Origin of the sequence: Cetobacterium sp. ZOR0034, assembly GCF_000799075.1 — a bacterium.
In the GTDB taxonomy this organism is placed as follows: Bacteria; Fusobacteriota; Fusobacteriia; order Fusobacteriales; family Fusobacteriaceae; genus Cetobacterium_A.
The window spans coordinates 22167-39001 of the sequence record NZ_JTLI01000067.1; the positions used below are offsets into that span (position 1 = coordinate 22167).

Consider the following 16835-nt stretch of genomic DNA (forward strand, 5'->3'; position numbering starts at 1 on the left):
TATATGGTGAGAGTTTTTATTTTCTATGCCTCTTCAGCTACACAGCTAGTTTGTGTAGATTTTTTCAATCTTACTTTTGGTTCACTTGGTAATCCAAATCTTGGTATCAATCTATCTAATCCTGTCAATGTTGCAATTAGTATTGTTGAAACTGCTATTAAAGCTAAGAAGTTATATTTAATAATATCCATAGCTGTAAAGTTGTATAGTGGATAAACTGCTTGAGCAATTCCTAAGTAGAATCCTATATAAACATGCCAAGGTATTAATTGAGATCCAAATACTCCTAATGCATCACTAAATGTTGCATTTCTAAGTCTTAATGTTTCTATATCCTCTTCTGAACCTTCTACATTTTTCTCAACAATCTCTCTAATGATTGGTCCCATAGTTACTATTTGTGCCATCTCATCAGCTAATCCTGCATTTCCTAAGATTGATAATAATCCATTACAGAACATTAATTGTCTTACATTTCTTGATACTTTTACTACTATATTAGATAGTGGTCTAAATGCATCCATCAATTTCATTATTCCACCGAAAGCTGCAACCCACATCATCATTACAATTACCCAAGAACCCGCTCCTTCAAATCCAGAGTAAAGTAAATCTAAAAATGCTCCAGTATTTTCAACTGTTCCAGCTATTAATCCCAATCCGTAAGCTGAGAATATTCCAATAAACAAACAAAGTAGTGTTGTTAATCCTTTGAAAGCTGCTATTAAAACAAGCACTAAAGGTATTATCATATATGTTGGAACACCATCTTTAACTTGATTTAAAAGTGTAACTGCTGACTCTCTCTTTTCAGCTAGAACTGTCCAAACCTCTTCTGGTATCTGACCAATCGCTGTTGCTGCATCCCCAGTTGTTGTTGGTAATCCCATCGAAACTCCAGCAATATAGAATGCTACTATTCCTAGAAGTAAAACTAATCCTGACCAATATCCTTGATGTCTAATTCTTTTTATAACTTCAACTTTTTGAATTCCAGAACTAACTATAGTTGTATCAGATATAAGTCCTATATTATCTCCGAAACATGCCCCTCCTGCTATCGCTCCAACTGTTAAAGCTATATTTCCACCAACAATATGGTTAAGCCATAAAAATATCGGTGCACACGCTGCAAATGTTCCCCAGCTTGTTCCTGTTGCTATAGATAATACTGATGTAACAACTATTCCTACAACTGCTACAGTTCTTCCTGTAAGTCCAACATTCAATGCTAAGTTTATAATTGAAGCCCCTACTCCAGTTGACATAAATACTTCAGCCATTGCATAAGCTACCATCAATATAAAGAATGCTACTTGCATCTCTTTTGCATTATTTATTACTGCCTCTATTATATCATTCACTTTTTTCTTCTCTACAAATCCTGCTACAAGTGCTGCATAAACTGTTGCTATAGGTGCTGCTATAAGAGCGTCATATCCCATAAACATAAGTGCTGCCAATACTGCTACTGGACTTAATTTCAATAGTTCAATTATTGTGTTCATCCTAAAACCTCCAAGTTATTTTTTTAGTTCCTCTGAAATTTTAGGTAAAAAAAACTACCGTATAAAAAATACGGTAGCTAATCTGCAAAATATATCACAAATTTTTGGATAGCACAACACTGATTTCTCAGTGACAGTAGTATAGATATTCTCTATACTCCCAACAAAGACTTTTGACATAATCTCCATTTCGGCAAATTTCCCTTTCTTTTAACATCAACACCTGTCCGGCTCATTTAAAATACTCATGTTATTTGCAACCTCTACCTAAAATATTAAATTGTTCGAAACTTTTAAATTATAGTATCATTATTTGTTTGCGATGTCAATTATTTTTTTATTAAAGAAACACCGTTCATTTCAGCAGGTTTCTCAATATTTAAGATTTCTAACATCGTAGGTGCTACGTCAGCTAGTTTACCGTGGTTTAACTCACCTTTAAAGTGATTCGAAACGTAGATAAATGGTACTTCATAAGTTGTGTGAGCTGTAAATGGTTGATGAGTTGTTGGATCTTCCATCTTCTCAGCATTTCCATGGTCAGCTGTAATTAACACAGTTCCATCTAACTCAAGAACTTTATTTACGATAGCTCCTACTCCCTTGTCTACAGCTTGAATAGCTTTTACAGCTGCATCAAATACACCTGTATGTCCAACCATATCTGGGTTAGCAAAGTTCATTATAATAACATCAAACTTATCAGAGTTTAAAGCCTCTAAAACTTTAGATGTTAATTCTGGAGCTGACATCTCTGGTTGTAAATCATACGTAGCAACTTTTGGAGAAGCTACAAGTATTCTTTCTTCACCATTGAACTCAGTTTCTTTTCCTCCATTAAAGAAGAATGTAACATGAGCATACTTTTCTGTCTCAGCTGTTCTTAATTGAGCTAATTTATTAGCAGAAATAACTTCTCCTAACGTATTAACGATATCTTTATCTTCATAGATAACTTCAGCATCTATAGTACTTGCATATTGTCTCATGCAGTAGAATTTAGGCTCTAAAGCTTCTCTTTCAAATCCTACAAACTCTTTATCAACAAAAGCTCTAGTTATTTGTCTAGCTCTATCTGGTCTATAGTTAAAGTTAACAATTACATCGCCTTTTTTTACTATTCCATCTGCTGATAATAAAGCTGGCGCTATAAACTCATCTGTAATATTTGCAGCATAAGACTCTTCAATAACTTCTATAGCTGTTTTATTTGTTACAGGTAACTTTCCTACGATTGCATCATAAGCTTTTTCTGTTCTATCCCAGTTTGTATCTCTATCCATAGATAAGTATCTTCCAGAGATTGAAGCTATTGTTCCTACACCTAACTCTTCAGTTTTAGCAACTAAAGCTTTCATGAACTCTAATCCAGATGTTGGAGCTGTATCTCTTCCATCCATGAACGCATGAATATAAACTTTAGTTAATCCAGTTTTTTTAGCCATTTCTAATAAACCGAATAAATGATTGATGTGAGAGTGAACTCCTCCATCAGATAAAAGTCCCATGAAGTGGATGCTCTTATCATTTTCTTTAGCATAGTTGAACGCTTCTACAACTTTAGCTTTATCGTAAAACTCACCATCTCTGATCTCTTTTGAAATCTCTACAAGTGGTTGATAGATTACTCTTCCAGCACCTAAATTTAAGTGCCCTACTTCTGAGTTCCCCATTTGTCCTTCTGGTAATCCTACAGCTTCTCCTGAAGCTTTTATTAATGTATGTGGATAACTATTAAATAGTCTTTCGAAATTTTCTGGTTTTGCTGTTGCGATAGCATTTTTCTCTTCAGAGTGTGGATTGTATCCCCATCCATCAAGAACCATTAACATTAAAGGTTTTTTAGCCATTTTTAAGCCTCCTATTTTTTTGATTATCTTGCTCCTGCTTTTATAACTTGAATAAATGTTGGTGCATCTAAAGAAGCTCCTCCAACAAGTCCTCCATCTATATTCTCCATAGCTAATAATTCAGCTGCGTTCTTAGCATTCATTGACCCTCCGTATTGGATTGTAATTTCTGCTGCTGCCTCAGCACCAAACATAGCTACTAAAACATCTCTAATCTCTTTATGAGTTTCTTCAGCCATCTCTGGAGTAGCTGTTTTTCCTGTTCCGATAGCCCATACTGGCTCGTAAGCAACTACAACTTTAACTGCCTCTTCAGCTGTTAAACCTGCCATTCCTTCTCTTACTTGCTTTTCGTTTACTTCAGCAGTTTTTCCTGATTCTCTTTCTTCTAATTTTTCTCCGATACAAAGAATTGGAATTAAATCGTGAGCTAAAGCTGCTTTTACTTTTTCGTTAATGAAAGCATTAGATTCGTGGAAGTATTCTCTTCTTTCTGAATGTCCTAAGATTACATACTTTACCCCAATCTCTTTTAACATAACTGGAGAGATTTCTCCTGTATATGCTCCTGAATCTTTTGTATGCATGTTTTGTGCAGCTATTGCAACATTTGATCCTTCAACTGTCTTCACTGCTGATTCTAAAGCTGTGAATGGAGCACCTATTACGATTTCTACTCCCTCTACACCATTTGTTAACTCTTTTAACTCAGTTAATGTAGCTTTTGTTTCCGCTACAGTTTTATTCATTTTCCAGTTTCCTGCAATTATAGTTTTTCTCATAATTTTCTCCCTCCAAATTTTTTATTAATTTTAAGTTTATAATAACATAATTTCTATCTTTTTAACACGCACCATGTTGTCTATATTTTCATCCTAAATTGAGTATTTTTTTCTCTAATTTAGCAATTTCTTTCTACGTTCTTCTTTCAAAACCTCTTTTAAATAATCTTTATGATTCAGTAATAGGTCATCTACTAACGGTGAAACAGCTCCTTCTAGAACTTCTAAAACCTCACCAAACTCTTCTTTTTTAAACGCCTCAAATACTTCTTCGGCATACTTTTTAAAATCATCTGCATACTCATCGTAATCAGTATATAATAAATCTATCGCCGTTGCCTCTTTTAATGATAAAACTATACCTAAAACCCATTCAACAAAACTTACCATTTCAATAACTTTTGATAAATCTTGTTCATCTTCTGATATATCATCTAAATTATCAAAAAACTTATTGCTATATGACTCTAACAAATATAGTGACTCTATCAAAATTTCTCTATGCGAACGTGTTGTCAATTCCAACACTCTTACTTTTTTATTCAACGGTAATGCTCTGCCATCGACCATCTCACCATCTAATTTTAACTCTACAATCACTTCTCCATGTTTTATAACATTGGCCTCTAACTTCTCTAAAACATTCAACAACCTTGTTGTTCTTATCCCTAAACTTACCTTTTCACCATTTATAAAAATCTCCATTTTCACCCATCCTTAATTAATTATTTAAAGTATTCCCTAACTGCTGCTAAAGTAAAAAAAATAACTTTCTTTACTTTGTGTCGCTCTTTTAATTCTCGTTCTAACTCTTTTAAAGTAGCTCCTGTAGTAACAATATCATCGACAATTAAAATTGTTTTTTCGAAATAATCCCCCTCAATTTTAAAGGCTTTTTTAACATTTTCTTCTCTTTTAAGATTACCTTTAATCTTATACATATACTTAGTATTTTTTATTCTTTCTATTTTAACAAAATCAATCTCTGAAGATTTTAGCAATTCATCTACCTGATTGTATCCTCTTTCTAAAAATCTTTTTTTATTTATCGGGATGGATATTATCATATCTATTTTTTCTTTTTCTAGTATATTTTCTACTGCCTCTTTTACAAATACACTTAAATCTTTTGCTATATCTTTCCTATTTTTAAATTTGAAATCAAAAATCATCTTTTTTACATCTGTATAGTAATACAAATAGTAAAGATTTCCCATTTGTTTTAAACTACTCATCTCTCTTAATTTGATAGAGCACTTAAAACAAAGATAGCTTTCACTCTTTAAGTTTTTACCACATATAGTACACCTATTGTCAAAAATCAATTTTCTAAGGAGTTGCTTTAGCATATTTTTTTGCCTTTTTATTTTTTGCGAACTCTTTATCAACTATCTTCGCTGAATAAAACTCTGTGTAACCACACTCCACACATGTTTTTATATAATAAGTTCCTATCTCTATTTTTAACCCTGGACTTTTTTCTGGTATCACAGCTGTTTTAACTATATATTTATCACTACCACATTTTAGACATCTATATTCCAAGTTCATCACCCCAAAAAATATTCTTGAGCCATTCTACATCATCTTTGAAAAAAATTATAGCATCAAATCGTATCTTTTCACTATCTAATCTATTTTTTCTTATAAACTCCTTTGCTGTAAGGTATATTTTCTTTATCTTTTTTTTATCTATCGCCTCTTGTGGCATACCAAATAAATTATTTTTTCTATATTTCACTTCAAAAAAAACAAGAGTCGTTCCATCGTATCCGACAATATCTATCTCACCAAAAAAGCCTTCATAATTCATCTCTAAAATTTTAATGTCTAGATCCTCTAAATACTCTTTAGCTCTAATTTCATACTCTCTTCCCTTGCTTCTTTTATTCATAACTACTCTCCTAAAATTTTCTTTAAGAAACTTTTTCTATGAACTCCCTCTATAGGTCCTTTATCTAATATTACACCTCTATGTACAACAGTACCATAACCTTTATGTTTTTGGAATTGATACTCAGGATATTTCTCAGCTATATCAATCATCATTCTATCTCTTGTAACTTTAGCTATTATAGACGCTGCTGCTATCGATAGACTTTTAGAATCCCCTTTTATAACGGGATCTTGCTCTCCTAAATACTCTCTTATTTTGTGATTTCCATCAACTAAAACTTTATCAAAATCTACTTCTTTATTTAAATTAGATATTGCTCTTCTCATAGCTAAAAACGTTGCATTTAAAATATTCAATTCATCTATCTCGGCAACATCAGCTACACCAACTCCAATTTCAAAGTTTTCCATAACTACATCAAATAGTTGATCTCTCATTTTTTCTGTCAATTTTTTTGAATCATTTATTTTTTCTAATCTTTCATCGTATTTTTTTAATTTTGCTGCTGCTGCAACAACAGGTCCCGCAAGTGGTCCTCTTCCAGCTTCATCAACACCTATAATATTACCATTTTCAAGATCAAAAAAGTACATCATATTTTTGTTTTCCATATTTTTCTCCATTACCCTACTTTCTACCTGAATCATATATTTTTTCCTTTATTATTTATACATTCTCACTATCTTTGTTAAATCTAACTTTAATCTCTTTGCTACATTTTTAAAGTCATCTTTCAACGGACCTAAAATTACAGTTTCTATCCCTGTTATTGGATGCAAAAATTTCAAATAATAAGAGTGTAACATTTGACGTTTTGCTAATTCTGATGAATTACCATAAGTTTCATCTCCTAAAATTGGGTGATTTAAACTTTTCATATGAACTCTTATTTGATGAGTTCTACCAGTTTCAATTCCAACTTCAACTAAAGAAAAACCATCTACGCTATCTATAACTTCATAATTAGTTATTGCTATTTTACCGTTTTCTGATACAACCGCCATCTTTTTTCTATCTCTTGAATCTCTACCTATAAGCGTTTCTATTCTTCCGCTTTGATTTTTAAAATTACCTTTACAAATACATACATATCTTTTTTCAATAGTTTTATCCTTGAACATATCCGTCAACTTTACATGAGCTACATCATTTTTAGCTATAACTATCAATCCACTTGTATCTTTATCTAATCTATGAACTATACCTGGTCTTATCACTCCATTTATCGTTGACAAATCTTTAATATGATAAAGAACCGCATTCACCAAAGTTCCAGTATAAAAACCTTGTGCTGGATGTACTATAACTCCAGGATCTTTATTTATAACAACCATATCTTTATCTTCATAAACTATGTCTATCGGTAAATCTTCAGGTAAAACTTCTAGAATTTCATCCTCAGGAATTCTCACTACTATAGTTTCCTTTCCTTTTAATTTATTCCCACTTTTCGTTTTGTTTTTATTATCTATACTAATATTATCGTTATCTATTAACTTTTGAATATAACTTCTTGTTGCCTCTTCAAGAACTTCACTTAAAAAGGCATCCAATCTTTTTCCTTTATCTTTTTCTTCAACTTTTATTTCTATAATTTCTTTATAGTTATTCATTATCCACTTCCCATTTTCCTTATACTTTCTAATCAAAATTATATCACAACTTATTTTCTATTACAAAAATATTAAAAGAAAAAAAAGAATTCACAAATTTTAGTTGTATATATGTTACAGAACGGTTAAAAACTTTGTTCTATTTTAAAATTTAAGCACAATTAATTAAACGAGGAGGTTTATTTTATGAAAAAGTTAGCACTTTTAGCATGTTCTTTATTTGTTTTAACATCAGTTGCTCAAGCAAAAGAGGTTGTTAGACCAGTTACTAGTTCGAAAGAAGTAGTTAGAGAGCCAGTTACTAGCTCAAAAGAGGTTGTTAATGAACCTGTAATTCTTGAAGAAGTTGTTGTTCCTGTTGCTGCTAATCCTTGGGGATATATCAATTTAAGAGGTGGATGGGATTTCTGGAGTGAATACGATGGATTAAGTATTGATTCTATTCCACTTCTTAGTAAAAAAACTGAAGATTTTGGTGGAGAAATCGCTTTAGAAGCTTATAAATCTTGGGAATACTTCGATTTGGGACTTGGAGTTGCTTATCAAGACCATACAAATAGAAAAACTTTAACTGATGAATTTGGAGATTCTCTTTCTGGAGCTGAATATAAATCGGTTCCTATATACCTTACTGGTAAATACAGAATTAATTACTGGGATTGGGCAGTTACTCCTTATTTAAAAGCTAATGTAGGTTACTCATTTAACTTCGATTCTGACTCAATTAAAGAGAATTTTGAGGGTGAACATTACTCTTACGGAACTAGTGTAGACGACGGTTTATATTGGGCTGCAGGTATTGGATGGGAATATCAAGCATTCAACGTAGATATTCTTTATGGAGAAAACCAAGCTAAATCAAAAGTTAATGGAGAAAATATAAAATTTGACAACGATTATAAAAGAGTTACTTTATCAGTTGGATATAGATTTAACATCTGGTAAAAAGCATTTTTCAAATAACTCCTAATTTATTAAATAGTTAAAGGTAGAATCTGAATATTTGATTCTACCTTTTTTCATATTCTAAAAAAAATAAAGAGGTGATTGAACATCACCTCTTTCATTAATTTTACTTATAACCAACAACTTTTGTATCGTCAATAATTCTAAATGTAAATGTTTCTGTTACAAATAGTTCAACCTCTTTATTACAATGCCCTTGATAACCTAAAGAGAAGTCTTCAGCTAAAACTAACTCAATATTTTCATCATCATAAGGAAGTAAAAGAGCACCAGTTATATTATTAGAAACAATCACTGGCATTCCAAGTATTTTTTCTAATCTTTTTACTAATGGATTATTCAAATTTACCATATTTAAATATATATATTTTTCAAGTCCCACAACTAATGCATAAGGTCCTTTTGCAAATCCTGTATTTCTTAATTTCGAAACACCATACATTAAATTTTTTATAGTTTCCTCTTCTGTCTTTCCAAATTCAATCAATTTAGATTCATCTTTTAAGAGTCCAACTATACACGCTTCATCTAATCCAAAATAAATCGCTTCCTCTTCAAATTTTGCAGCTTTTTTCAAAGCCTCATCTAAATTTGTATAATCTATATCTTTTGCACCTCTATCAAGGTTATCTAATTCCCATCTATTCAATGTGAAAGTTATTCTATTTTCAACAAACGGTTGGATTTTATATACTCCATAAGCTAAATCATCCTTTTTATGAATAGCTAATCTTCCTGTGTTAAGACCTCCATTTCCTACACCTACCGGTCCTGTAACTTTCACAAATCTTCTAGCTGAAAGTTGAGTAGTTAAAACCTCTCTTGCTCTATCTTCTATATCTTTCCATACATTTGCACTTATTGGTGCTAACTCTTTTTTTAAGAAATCCATCTCTTTACCCCCTTATTTTTTTAATGATCCTATATTTAACGATCTTGTATTATTCATCTCTTTTACCTCTTCTTTTATAGGAGCTCCATCTCTTCCCATAAGTTGAGCTTCTATTCCCACTATTTTACCCTGTCTAAATATATAATCCTCTAACTCTTTTCCAAATTCAAATTCATTTCTTCTCATCCATTCAATCACCATAACAGCATGTTCCATCTCTTCATTTCTATTATGAATCAAAATCTCTTTTAATTCTGGATCTTCGGCCATTTCAGCTCTTTGATTATAGTCATCTACCGCTTGTAATTCCTCTTTTAAACTTTGAATTGCAAAGTCTAAATCTGTCGCTTTTTTACTAATTCCACTCAGCATAAAACACCTCCACATTTTAAAACAATCTCTAATTTGTTTATTATGCCATTTCTTCTTATTTCCTTTTTTAATAAAAAATAAATTTAATTTTGATGCTTCAAATAGTAATTCAAATAAGGAAAATTTGAAATATAGATTACTTTCATTTTTTTTGATATTATAATATCGTACTATTGTTTTATATTTTTGAAAAATACGGTATTTTTATTTTAATTTTTTATTTTAATTTTAAAGAATTGGGGGAGAAAGCCATGATTGAAAAAAAAGATATTATTTTAGCCCAAAGTGGTGATGAAGAATCAATCGAAAAAATTCTAAAAGAGTATCATGGAACAATTTATAAAAATAATCTTTCTTTCTTTTTAAAAGGAGGAGATAGTGATGATTTAATGCAAGAGGGATTTATTGGACTCATGAAAGCAATTAAATCTTATGATGAAAGTCGAAATGCTTGTTTTAGCACTTTCGCAAACCTTTGCATCAGAAGACAGATGATTACAGCTGTAAAAAATCACAACTCTGACAAATATAAAAATTTAAATCAAGCTATGCAAGGCGAAGGATATTCAACTCATGAAGAAAATGTTCACTACACCTCACCATCTTTAGGTTTCTACTCTCCAGAGGATATATTTTTAGGTAAGGAACTTGTTAATCTTCTTACAACTTTCCTTAATGACAATCTAAGCTTTTTAGAAAAAAAGTTTTCACATATCTTTGCAAAGAATACACATATATTGAAATTGCTGATTTTTTAAATGAGCCACCTAAAAAAATAGATAATACTATTCAAAGAATTAAAAAGAAAATTATCTCATATCTACAAAATTATTCAAAATAATAATATATATTTCAAACAAAAAGGAGAACTCACAATTAAGTTCTCCTTTTATACTATTAATACTTTTTCATTAACTCTTTTACTTTCGAAACAACCTCATCTTTAGATATTTCTAAAGTTTCATTTGTTCTTCTTATCTTTAACTCAACAATTCCTTCCGCAGCTTTTTTACCAGCAACTACTTTAAACGGATATCCTATTAAATCTCCATCTTTAAATTTGAATCCGATTCTTTCGTCTCTGTCATCTAAAGCTACATCTATATTAGCATCTCCAAATGCATTATAAATCTCTTCAGCTAGAGCTACTTGATCCTCAGCTTTCATATTTGCAGGAATTACTTCAACTACAAATGGAGCTATTGATGATGGCCAAATAATTCCATTCTCATCGTTATTTTGCTCGATTGATGATGCTAAAGTTCTTGAAACTCCAATTCCATAACATCCCATCTCAATAACTTGACTCTTTCCATTTACATCTAAGAATGTTGCATTTAGAGCTTTAGAGTACTTATCTCCTAATTTAAAGATATGTCCACTTTCTATTCCTCTTGCACTTGCTAGCTCTCCTTCACACTTAGGACATTTCTCTCCTACAGTTACTGTTCTTACATCTGCAACTATTGAAGCTGTGTAATCTCTTCCGTAGTTTGCATTTATAAAGTGTGTATCTATTTTATTTCCACCAGCTGTATGGTTAGAAATACCAATTATACTCTTGTCAGCTATCAACTTAATTTTTGTTTCATCAATTCCTACTGGTCCTATGAATCCTTTAATTAATCCTAATTCCTCTATTTCAGTATCATTTAATAATGCAACATCGATTGTATCAATTATATTCTTTAACTTAACTTCGTTTACTTCGAAGTCTCCTCTTATAAGAACCATGTAAACTTCATCTGTTACAACATCTTTATACATCATAGCTTTTACTGTTTGTGCTGTAGGTATATTTAAAAACTCAGCAATCTCTGTTATTTTCGATACATTTGGTGTATCCATTAGCTCTAACTCTTTTGCTTCTACTTTTGGCACATCAGTTATTATACTCGTTGCAGTTTCAACGTTTGCAGCATACTCACATGATGTACAGTAAATGATTTCATCCTCTCCAGATTCTGCTAATACATGGAACTCTTGTGATCCACTTCCACCGATAGCTCCTGAATCAGCTTCAACCGCTCTGAATTTAAGTCCACATCTTTCGAAAACTCTTGTATAAGCTGCTTTCATATTTTCGAATTCTTCATCTAAAGACTCTTTTGTTGCATGGAATGAGTATGCATCTTTCATCATAAACTCTCTTCCTCTCATAAGTCCAAATCTAGGTCTTCTTTCATCTCTAAATTTAGTTTGAATTTGGTATAAGTTTAATGGTAAGGCCTTATATGATGATATATCATTTCTAATTATATCTGTTATTACCTCTTCATGTGTTGGTCCTAATGCGAACTCTCTTGAATGTCTGTCTTGAATTCTCATCATTTCAGCACCCATTACATCCCATCTTCCACTCTCTTTCCAAAGTTCTGCTGGTTGTAAAACTGGCATGAATATCTCTTGAGCTCCAGCTCTATTCATCTCTTCTCTTACGATGTTTTCAACTTTCTTTAAAGCTTTTAAACCTAAAGGAAGGTATGTGTAAACTCCACTCGCTAATCTTTTGATCATACCTGATCTAAGTAATAGTTTATGACTGATTACCTCTGCCTCTTTAGGAGTTTCCTTTAGAGTCTTTACATAATATCTACTTAATCTCATATTTCCTCCACTCTTTTAATTAATTTTACCTCATATTTTATCATAACATCTTTTACGAGGTCAAACTTTTGTTAAACTTTTCATCAATATCCTCTTCTAAAACTTTATGATTTATCTTTCCTTCATTTTTTATTAGATATTCGGTACATATATCCTTAACCAATTTTATAGTTTTTACATCATGAACTATATCTATAAATTTCAAGTCACTTAATCCGCTTTGTTTCACACCGAAAATCTCTCCCGCTTTTCTGAGTCGCAGATCCTCTTCAGCTATTTTGAATCCATCCTCTGTATTTTCTAAAACTTTTAATCTAGCTGCTGAGTTGTCATTCTCAGTATTTGATAGTAAGAAGCAGTAAGATTGATGCTCTCCTCTTCCAACTCTTCCTCTCAACTGATGTAGAGTAGCTAATCCAAATCTCTCTGAATTTGTTATAACCATTATACTTGAGTTAGGCACATTTACTCCAACCTCTATTACTAAAGTTGAAACAAGTATATCTAAATTATGATTTTTAAATTGATGCATCACTTCATCTTTTTCTTTATTTTTCATTCTTCCATGTAAAATTCCTACTTTATATCCTGGGAGGTTTTTTGATACTTCTGCATATAACTCTTCTGTTGATTTTGCCGATAGTTTATCGCTCTCATCGATTAATGAAGCTACAAAATACGCTTGCCTTCCCTCTTTTAATTTTTTATCTATAAAATAATACATCTTTTCTTCATCAACATCTTCACTTATCCACTTAGTCTTTATAGGCTTTCTTCCTGGTGGAAGTTCATCTATCACAGATACATCTAAATCACCATATATACTTAAAGCTAAAGATCTTGGAATTGGAGTTGCACTCATAACTATTAGATTTGCCAAAATCCCTTTATCTCTCAATCTTTTTCTCTGTAAAACTCCAAATCTGTGTTGTTCATCTATCACTACTAGACCAAGTTTATTGAATTGAACGCTATCCTCTATTATAGCATGTGTTCCTATGACAATATTCGTTTCTCCAGTTTCTATTCTTTTTAATAACTCATCTTTTTTCTTTCCCTTTATGCTACCTGTCAAAAGATCTACTTTTACATCCAAACTTTCTAAAGTTTCATAAATAGATAAATAGTGCTGAGTTGCTAATATCTCTGTTGGAGCCATCAACACTCCTTGATATCCATTTTCTACCATATATAATAGTAGTAAAACTGCAACTATAGTCTTTCCGCTTCCTACGTCACCTTGAATTAGATAGTTTATAATCTTACCTGCATTTAATCCTTTATAAATCTCTGTTATAACTCTTTTTTGAGCAGTTGTTAATTTAAATGATAAACCTGAAAGATACTTTGAAACCAGCTCTTTTTTTCCTTCTATTTTATAGATTCCACTATTTGTCAAATCAACTTCAAAACGCTTTTGTAAAATACCCATCTCCAAAACTAAAAGTTCCTCTACTGCAAATCTCCTTTTAGCTTCCTCTAAGTTTCTTGAATTAGTTGGATAATGTATCTCATTTAAAGCTTTTGTTCTTGGCATCAAATTATATTTTTTTAAAACCTCTTCTGGAATATTCTCTTCAAATATATTAACATACTCTTTTAAGGCTTCCTTTAATATTTTTCTTAGATTATTTTGAGTAAACTCTTTTATAGAGCTATATATTGGAAGGATCTCCCCGTTGTTTTCTTGTCCTTTATATAGTTTAAATTCTGGATTCGTCATCTGAAAAGTATATCCTCTTTTTACATTTCCAATAAAAATATACTCCTCACCTATTTTTAAACTGTTTCTCAAATATGGTCTCTGAAACCAAACTACTTCAAGAACTCCAGTTCCATCATTTATAGTGGCTTTTATCATCTTCATTCCAGTTCTTGTGGGTGGAGCTGATATATTCATTATACTTCCTTTTAATACAACATATTCATCACCTTTTAACTCTCCAATTCTCTTTAAGTTTGTTCTATCATCATATGCTCTTGGAAAATAATAGATAAGATCATACAAACTTTCAATATTCAATTTTTTTAATTTCAGATATGTCGCTTTTGATACTCCTTTTAAATTAAAAAGTTCTATCTCTCTATAAATGTTTTTATAAATCATAATCACCACCTTTTTTTTATTATAACACAAAGAAATACAGTTTTGTACTCTTTATAATACCTGCTATCCATCCCATACAAACCTTTAAAAATCAAGTGTTCGTGAAAATTTTATTTTCATTTTTTTTGAAAAAATTATTTGACTTTTTTTATTTTTTAATATATTATACTTGTATAAATTAAATAGGCAAAGTAAGGGAAACCTTATGACGCAAAGCTATAGGGTCTTTAAAATGACAGCCAGTTGCACTTATCTGAAAAGATAATGTTGCAATTGGCTTTTTTATTTTTTATCACTTTATATAACTAATCGGGAGGGAACACACAATGAAAAAAATATTAACTTTATTATCTTTAACTTTATCTATGACGGCTTTTGCTAATTCTGTTGTTCAATCAGACACTATGAATATCAATGCGAAAATTGTTAAACCACTAACTGTTAGCCATGACGGGCATATCCAATTTGGTAATCTTGTTCAAAACAGCGGACATAGCGAAAAAGTAAGTAGAAACTTCTTCATTAACGGAACACCTGGACAAAAAATTGAATTTAAGATTAATGATCAAAAATTAGACTCATTTTCAAACAGTCATTTAACTAGAGTTGGAGGAAGTGAAACATTAGATTTTTATACTAGCAATAGAAAAGTAACTAACGGAGATATCTCAAATCCTACTTTAGATAACAATGGAAACTTAACGTTCTCTTTTGATTCTGTAGTTAATGTTACAAACTTACCTGTTGGAGAATACACTGGTTCTTTAAAGGTTGCAGTTAAATATAATTAATATAAAGAAAAACTGAGGAATTGATGTCCTCAGTTTTTTTTATTTCTATAATTGTTCTAATAATTCATCAGATATATCAAAGTTTGAGTAAACATCATTTACGTCATCTAAGTCATCTAAAGCTTCATATAAAGCCATAACTTTCTTAGCTGTATCTAAATCAGTTATTTGAACTTTATTGTCAGGAATCATTGACACTTCAGCTTCAGTTACATTATAACCAGCTTTTTTTAACTCTTCAGCTACAGTATTACAATCCGCAGGCTCTGTTAAAACAGTGAACTCTCCGTCCTCCTCTTTAACATCTTCAGCACCAGCTTCTAAAGCAGCCATCATAAGCTCATCAGCATCTAATCCCTCTCCAGTAATGATTATTTCCCCTTTTTTAGCGAACATCCAAGCAACAGCACCATCTGTTCCAAGGTTTCCATTTCTTCTAGAGAAAGCAGCTCTTACTTCTGAAGCCGATCTATTTTTATTATCTGTTACAACTTCTACTATGAAAGCAGTTCCTTCTGGACCGTATCCTTCATATCTAATCTCCATGTAATCTACACCTTCAAGCTCTCCAGTTCCTTTTTTGATAGCTCTTTCTAGGTTATCTTTTGGCATATTAGCAGCCTTTGCTTTATCTATCGCAAGTCTTAATCTAGGGTTGAAGTTAGGATCTCCTCCAGCTTCTTTAGCTGCGATTGTTAACTCTTTTCCTAATTTTGTAAATATCTTTCCTCTTTTAATGTCTTGAGCACCTTTTCTATGCTTTATGTTAGACCATTTACTATGTCCTGCCACAAAAATTCCTCCTCATTTTTTAAAAATATCTATTTAAATTTTATCACAACCCCTAGTTTTTTTCAATATATTTGGGCACTAGGAGTATTTTTCTCTCAACCTCTTCTAATACTTTCTCAGGCGTTATCAAACTATATTTCTCCTCATAAGATAACTTTTCATAACCATCTCCTGTCAAAATATCTTTAGGCTCCAATCCCTCGTGTCTTGGATTGTCTCTTGATAACCACTCCATTTTATTAGAGTTTGGACTAAATATTGCAAAACTGGGTATATCTATAGCTTGTGCTAAATGTCTAGGTCCACCCTCGTTTCCAACAAACAAGTCACAGTTAGAAAATAGTGTGAACAACTCACTTTTAGGTATAGACATTATATCTATAACGATATCATAATCCTCTCTAGCCACACTCCAAACTTTTTTTAAATATTTAAACGGATTCTTCTGCTTAGCTTTAGATATTGATATTACTTTATTCAAATAGTTCTGGTGTTCAAATAGAGGTGCCACATAATCGTATAAAACATAATCTATCTTTGCATCTGGATAAGTCTCTTTCAAACTTTTACATATTACAGAGGGTGAACTACCCCGCCCTAAAGAGGACGGGGCTTCGTGGGAAGTATCTTAGTAATTTAAGATATCTTAATCACGCTC

Annotated in this window: 18 protein-coding genes and 2 riboswitches; of the genes, 3 read left to right on the forward strand and 15 right to left on the reverse strand. The window is 31.5% G+C overall.

Going from position 1 to position 16835, the window contains the following annotated elements; genetic code table 11:
• Nucleotides 1-23: 23 nt before the first annotated feature.
• The 9 genes from L992_RS11240 to L992_RS11280 all read right to left on the reverse strand — a co-directional run bounded on the left by L992_RS11240 (nucleotide 24) and on the right by L992_RS11280 (nucleotide 7650).
• Nucleotides 24-1508 (reverse strand): Na+/H+ antiporter NhaC family protein, encoded by a 1485-nt coding sequence (locus L992_RS11240; RefSeq protein ID WP_047383978.1) that lies wholly within the window; start codon nucleotides 1506-1508, stop codon nucleotides 24-26.
• A 101-nt stretch (nucleotides 1509-1609) separates the two neighbouring features.
• Nucleotides 1610-1782: riboswitch (Lysine riboswitch) on the reverse strand.
• 55 nt (nucleotides 1783-1837) lie between these two features.
• Entirely contained in the window at nucleotides 1838-3358 is a 1521-nt protein-coding gene (gene gpmI / locus L992_RS11245) for a 2,3-bisphosphoglycerate-independent phosphoglycerate mutase (protein ID WP_047396332.1), read from the reverse strand.
• Between the two features lie 23 nt (nucleotides 3359-3381).
• On the reverse strand, nucleotides 3382-4140 hold the full coding sequence (gene tpiA, locus L992_RS11250; RefSeq protein ID WP_047383974.1) for a triose-phosphate isomerase: 759 nt from the start codon (nucleotides 4138-4140) through the stop codon (nucleotides 3382-3384).
• 114 nt (nucleotides 4141-4254) lie between these two features.
• A complete protein-coding gene (locus L992_RS11255; RefSeq protein ID WP_047396334.1) occupies nucleotides 4255-4845 on the reverse strand; it encodes a hypothetical protein in 591 nt (196 codons plus the stop codon).
• A 20-nt stretch (nucleotides 4846-4865) separates the two neighbouring features.
• Complete coding sequence (locus L992_RS11260) at nucleotides 4866-5375, reverse strand: ComF family protein (RefSeq protein WP_052191807.1); 510 nt, start codon at nucleotides 5373-5375, stop codon at nucleotides 4866-4868.
• Nucleotides 5376-5469: 94 nt separating this feature from the next.
• Nucleotides 5470-5691 (reverse strand): zinc ribbon domain-containing protein, encoded by a 222-nt coding sequence (locus L992_RS11265; RefSeq protein ID WP_047383969.1) that lies wholly within the window; start codon nucleotides 5689-5691, stop codon nucleotides 5470-5472.
• Nucleotides 5675-6034: a YraN family protein gene (locus L992_RS11270; protein WP_047383968.1), complete on the reverse strand. Its 360-nt coding sequence runs from the start codon at nucleotides 6032-6034 to the stop codon at nucleotides 5675-5677. The genes L992_RS11265 and L992_RS11270 overlap by 17 nt, the downstream gene beginning before the upstream one ends.
• A 2-nt stretch (nucleotides 6035-6036) precedes the next feature.
• Nucleotides 6037-6660, reverse strand: a complete 624-nt coding sequence (locus tag L992_RS11275) for a ribonuclease HII (RefSeq protein ID WP_047384011.1) — start codon at nucleotides 6658-6660, stop codon at nucleotides 6037-6039.
• A 39-nt stretch (nucleotides 6661-6699) separates the two neighbouring features.
• A complete protein-coding gene (locus L992_RS11280) occupies nucleotides 6700-7650 on the reverse strand; it encodes an RluA family pseudouridine synthase (protein WP_047383966.1) in 951 nt (316 codons plus the stop codon).
• A gap of 186 nt (nucleotides 7651-7836) precedes the next feature.
• Between L992_RS11280 and L992_RS13205 the strand changes: the two genes are divergently transcribed.
• A complete protein-coding gene (locus L992_RS13205) occupies nucleotides 7837-8595 on the forward strand; it encodes an outer membrane beta-barrel protein (RefSeq protein WP_052193983.1) in 759 nt (252 codons plus the stop codon).
• A 127-nt stretch (nucleotides 8596-8722) separates the two neighbouring features.
• Here L992_RS13205 and L992_RS11290 read toward each other — a convergent pair whose 3' ends face one another.
• Both L992_RS11290 and L992_RS11295 read right to left on the reverse strand, forming a co-directional pair.
• On the reverse strand, nucleotides 8723-9508 hold the full coding sequence (locus L992_RS11290; protein WP_047396337.1) for a family 1 encapsulin nanocompartment shell protein: 786 nt from the start codon (nucleotides 9506-9508) through the stop codon (nucleotides 8723-8725).
• Between the two features lie 12 nt (nucleotides 9509-9520).
• Nucleotides 9521-9880: a hypothetical protein gene (locus L992_RS11295; protein WP_197053425.1), complete on the reverse strand. Its 360-nt coding sequence runs from the start codon at nucleotides 9878-9880 to the stop codon at nucleotides 9521-9523.
• A 251-nt stretch (nucleotides 9881-10131) separates the two neighbouring features.
• On the opposite strand from L992_RS11295, the gene L992_RS11300 reads away from it, so the two are divergent.
• Entirely contained in the window at nucleotides 10132-10638 is a 507-nt protein-coding gene (locus tag L992_RS11300; protein ID WP_052193984.1) for a sigma-70 family RNA polymerase sigma factor, read from the forward strand.
• Nucleotides 10639-10777: 139 nt separating this feature from the next.
• On the opposite strand, the gene L992_RS11305 is transcribed toward L992_RS11300, so the two are convergent.
• Nucleotides 10778-12487 (reverse strand): proline--tRNA ligase, encoded by a 1710-nt coding sequence (locus L992_RS11305; RefSeq protein ID WP_047383959.1) that lies wholly within the window; start codon nucleotides 12485-12487, stop codon nucleotides 10778-10780.
• A 52-nt stretch (nucleotides 12488-12539) separates the two neighbouring features.
• Complete coding sequence (gene recG / locus L992_RS11310) at nucleotides 12540-14600, reverse strand: ATP-dependent DNA helicase RecG (RefSeq protein ID WP_369797082.1); 2061 nt, start codon at nucleotides 14598-14600, stop codon at nucleotides 12540-12542.
• A 169-nt stretch (nucleotides 14601-14769) separates the two neighbouring features.
• Nucleotides 14770-14845: riboswitch (cyclic di-GMP riboswitch) on the forward strand.
• 75 nt (nucleotides 14846-14920) lie between these two features.
• Between recG and L992_RS11315 the strand changes: the two genes are divergently transcribed.
• Nucleotides 14921-15385, forward strand: a complete 465-nt coding sequence (locus tag L992_RS11315) for a hypothetical protein (RefSeq protein ID WP_047383955.1) — start codon at nucleotides 14921-14923, stop codon at nucleotides 15383-15385.
• Between the two features lie 45 nt (nucleotides 15386-15430).
• Here the strand turns inward: L992_RS11315 and L992_RS11320 are convergent, their stop codons facing one another.
• On the reverse strand, nucleotides 15431-16177 hold the full coding sequence (locus L992_RS11320; protein ID WP_047383953.1) for a YebC/PmpR family DNA-binding transcriptional regulator: 747 nt from the start codon (nucleotides 16175-16177) through the stop codon (nucleotides 15431-15433).
• A 52-nt stretch (nucleotides 16178-16229) separates the two neighbouring features.
• Nucleotides 16230-16739, reverse strand: a complete 510-nt coding sequence (locus tag L992_RS11325) for a glycosyltransferase family 9 protein (protein ID WP_047383951.1) — start codon at nucleotides 16737-16739, stop codon at nucleotides 16230-16232.
• Between the last annotated feature and the right edge of the window lie 96 nt (nucleotides 16740-16835).

Bases quoted from the DNA above. Each gene is read 5' to 3' on its own strand.
- L992_RS11240 (WP_047383978.1), bottom strand. From the start codon at position 1,508: ATGAACACAATAATTGAACTATTGAAATTAAGTCCAGTAGCAGTATTG.
- gpmI (WP_047396332.1), bottom strand. From the start codon at position 3,358: ATGGCTAAAAAACCTTTAATGTTAATGGTTCTTGATGGATGGGGATAC.
- tpiA (WP_047383974.1), bottom strand. From the start codon at position 4,140: ATGAGAAAAACTATAATTGCAGGAAACTGGAAAATGAATAAAACTGTA.
- L992_RS11255 (WP_047396334.1), bottom strand. From the start codon at position 4,845: ATGGAGATTTTTATAAATGGTGAAAAGGTAAGTTTAGGGATAAGAACA.
- L992_RS11260 (WP_052191807.1), bottom strand. From the start codon at position 5,375: ATGAGTAGTTTAAAACAAATGGGAAATCTTTACTATTTGTATTACTAT.
- L992_RS11265 (WP_047383969.1), bottom strand. From the start codon at position 5,691: ATGAACTTGGAATATAGATGTCTAAAATGTGGTAGTGATAAATATATA.
- L992_RS11270 (WP_047383968.1), bottom strand. From the start codon at position 6,034: ATGAATAAAAGAAGCAAGGGAAGAGAGTATGAAATTAGAGCTAAAGAG.
- L992_RS11275 (WP_047384011.1), bottom strand. From the start codon at position 6,660: ATGGAGAAAAATATGGAAAACAAAAATATGATGTACTTTTTTGATCTT.
- L992_RS11280 (WP_047383966.1), bottom strand. From the start codon at position 7,650: ATGAATAACTATAAAGAAATTATAGAAATAAAAGTTGAAGAAAAAGAT.
- L992_RS13205 (WP_052193983.1), top strand. From the start codon at position 7,837: ATGAAAAAGTTAGCACTTTTAGCATGTTCTTTATTTGTTTTAACATCA.
- L992_RS11290 (WP_047396337.1), bottom strand. From the start codon at position 9,508: ATGGATTTCTTAAAAAAAGAGTTAGCACCAATAAGTGCAAATGTATGG.
- L992_RS11295 (WP_197053425.1), bottom strand. From the start codon at position 9,880: ATGCTGAGTGGAATTAGTAAAAAAGCGACAGATTTAGACTTTGCAATT.
- L992_RS11300 (WP_052193984.1), top strand. From the start codon at position 10,132: ATGATTGAAAAAAAAGATATTATTTTAGCCCAAAGTGGTGATGAAGAA.
- L992_RS11305 (WP_047383959.1), bottom strand. From the start codon at position 12,487: ATGAGATTAAGTAGATATTATGTAAAGACTCTAAAGGAAACTCCTAAA.
- L992_RS11315 (WP_047383955.1), top strand. From the start codon at position 14,921: ATGAAAAAAATATTAACTTTATTATCTTTAACTTTATCTATGACGGCT.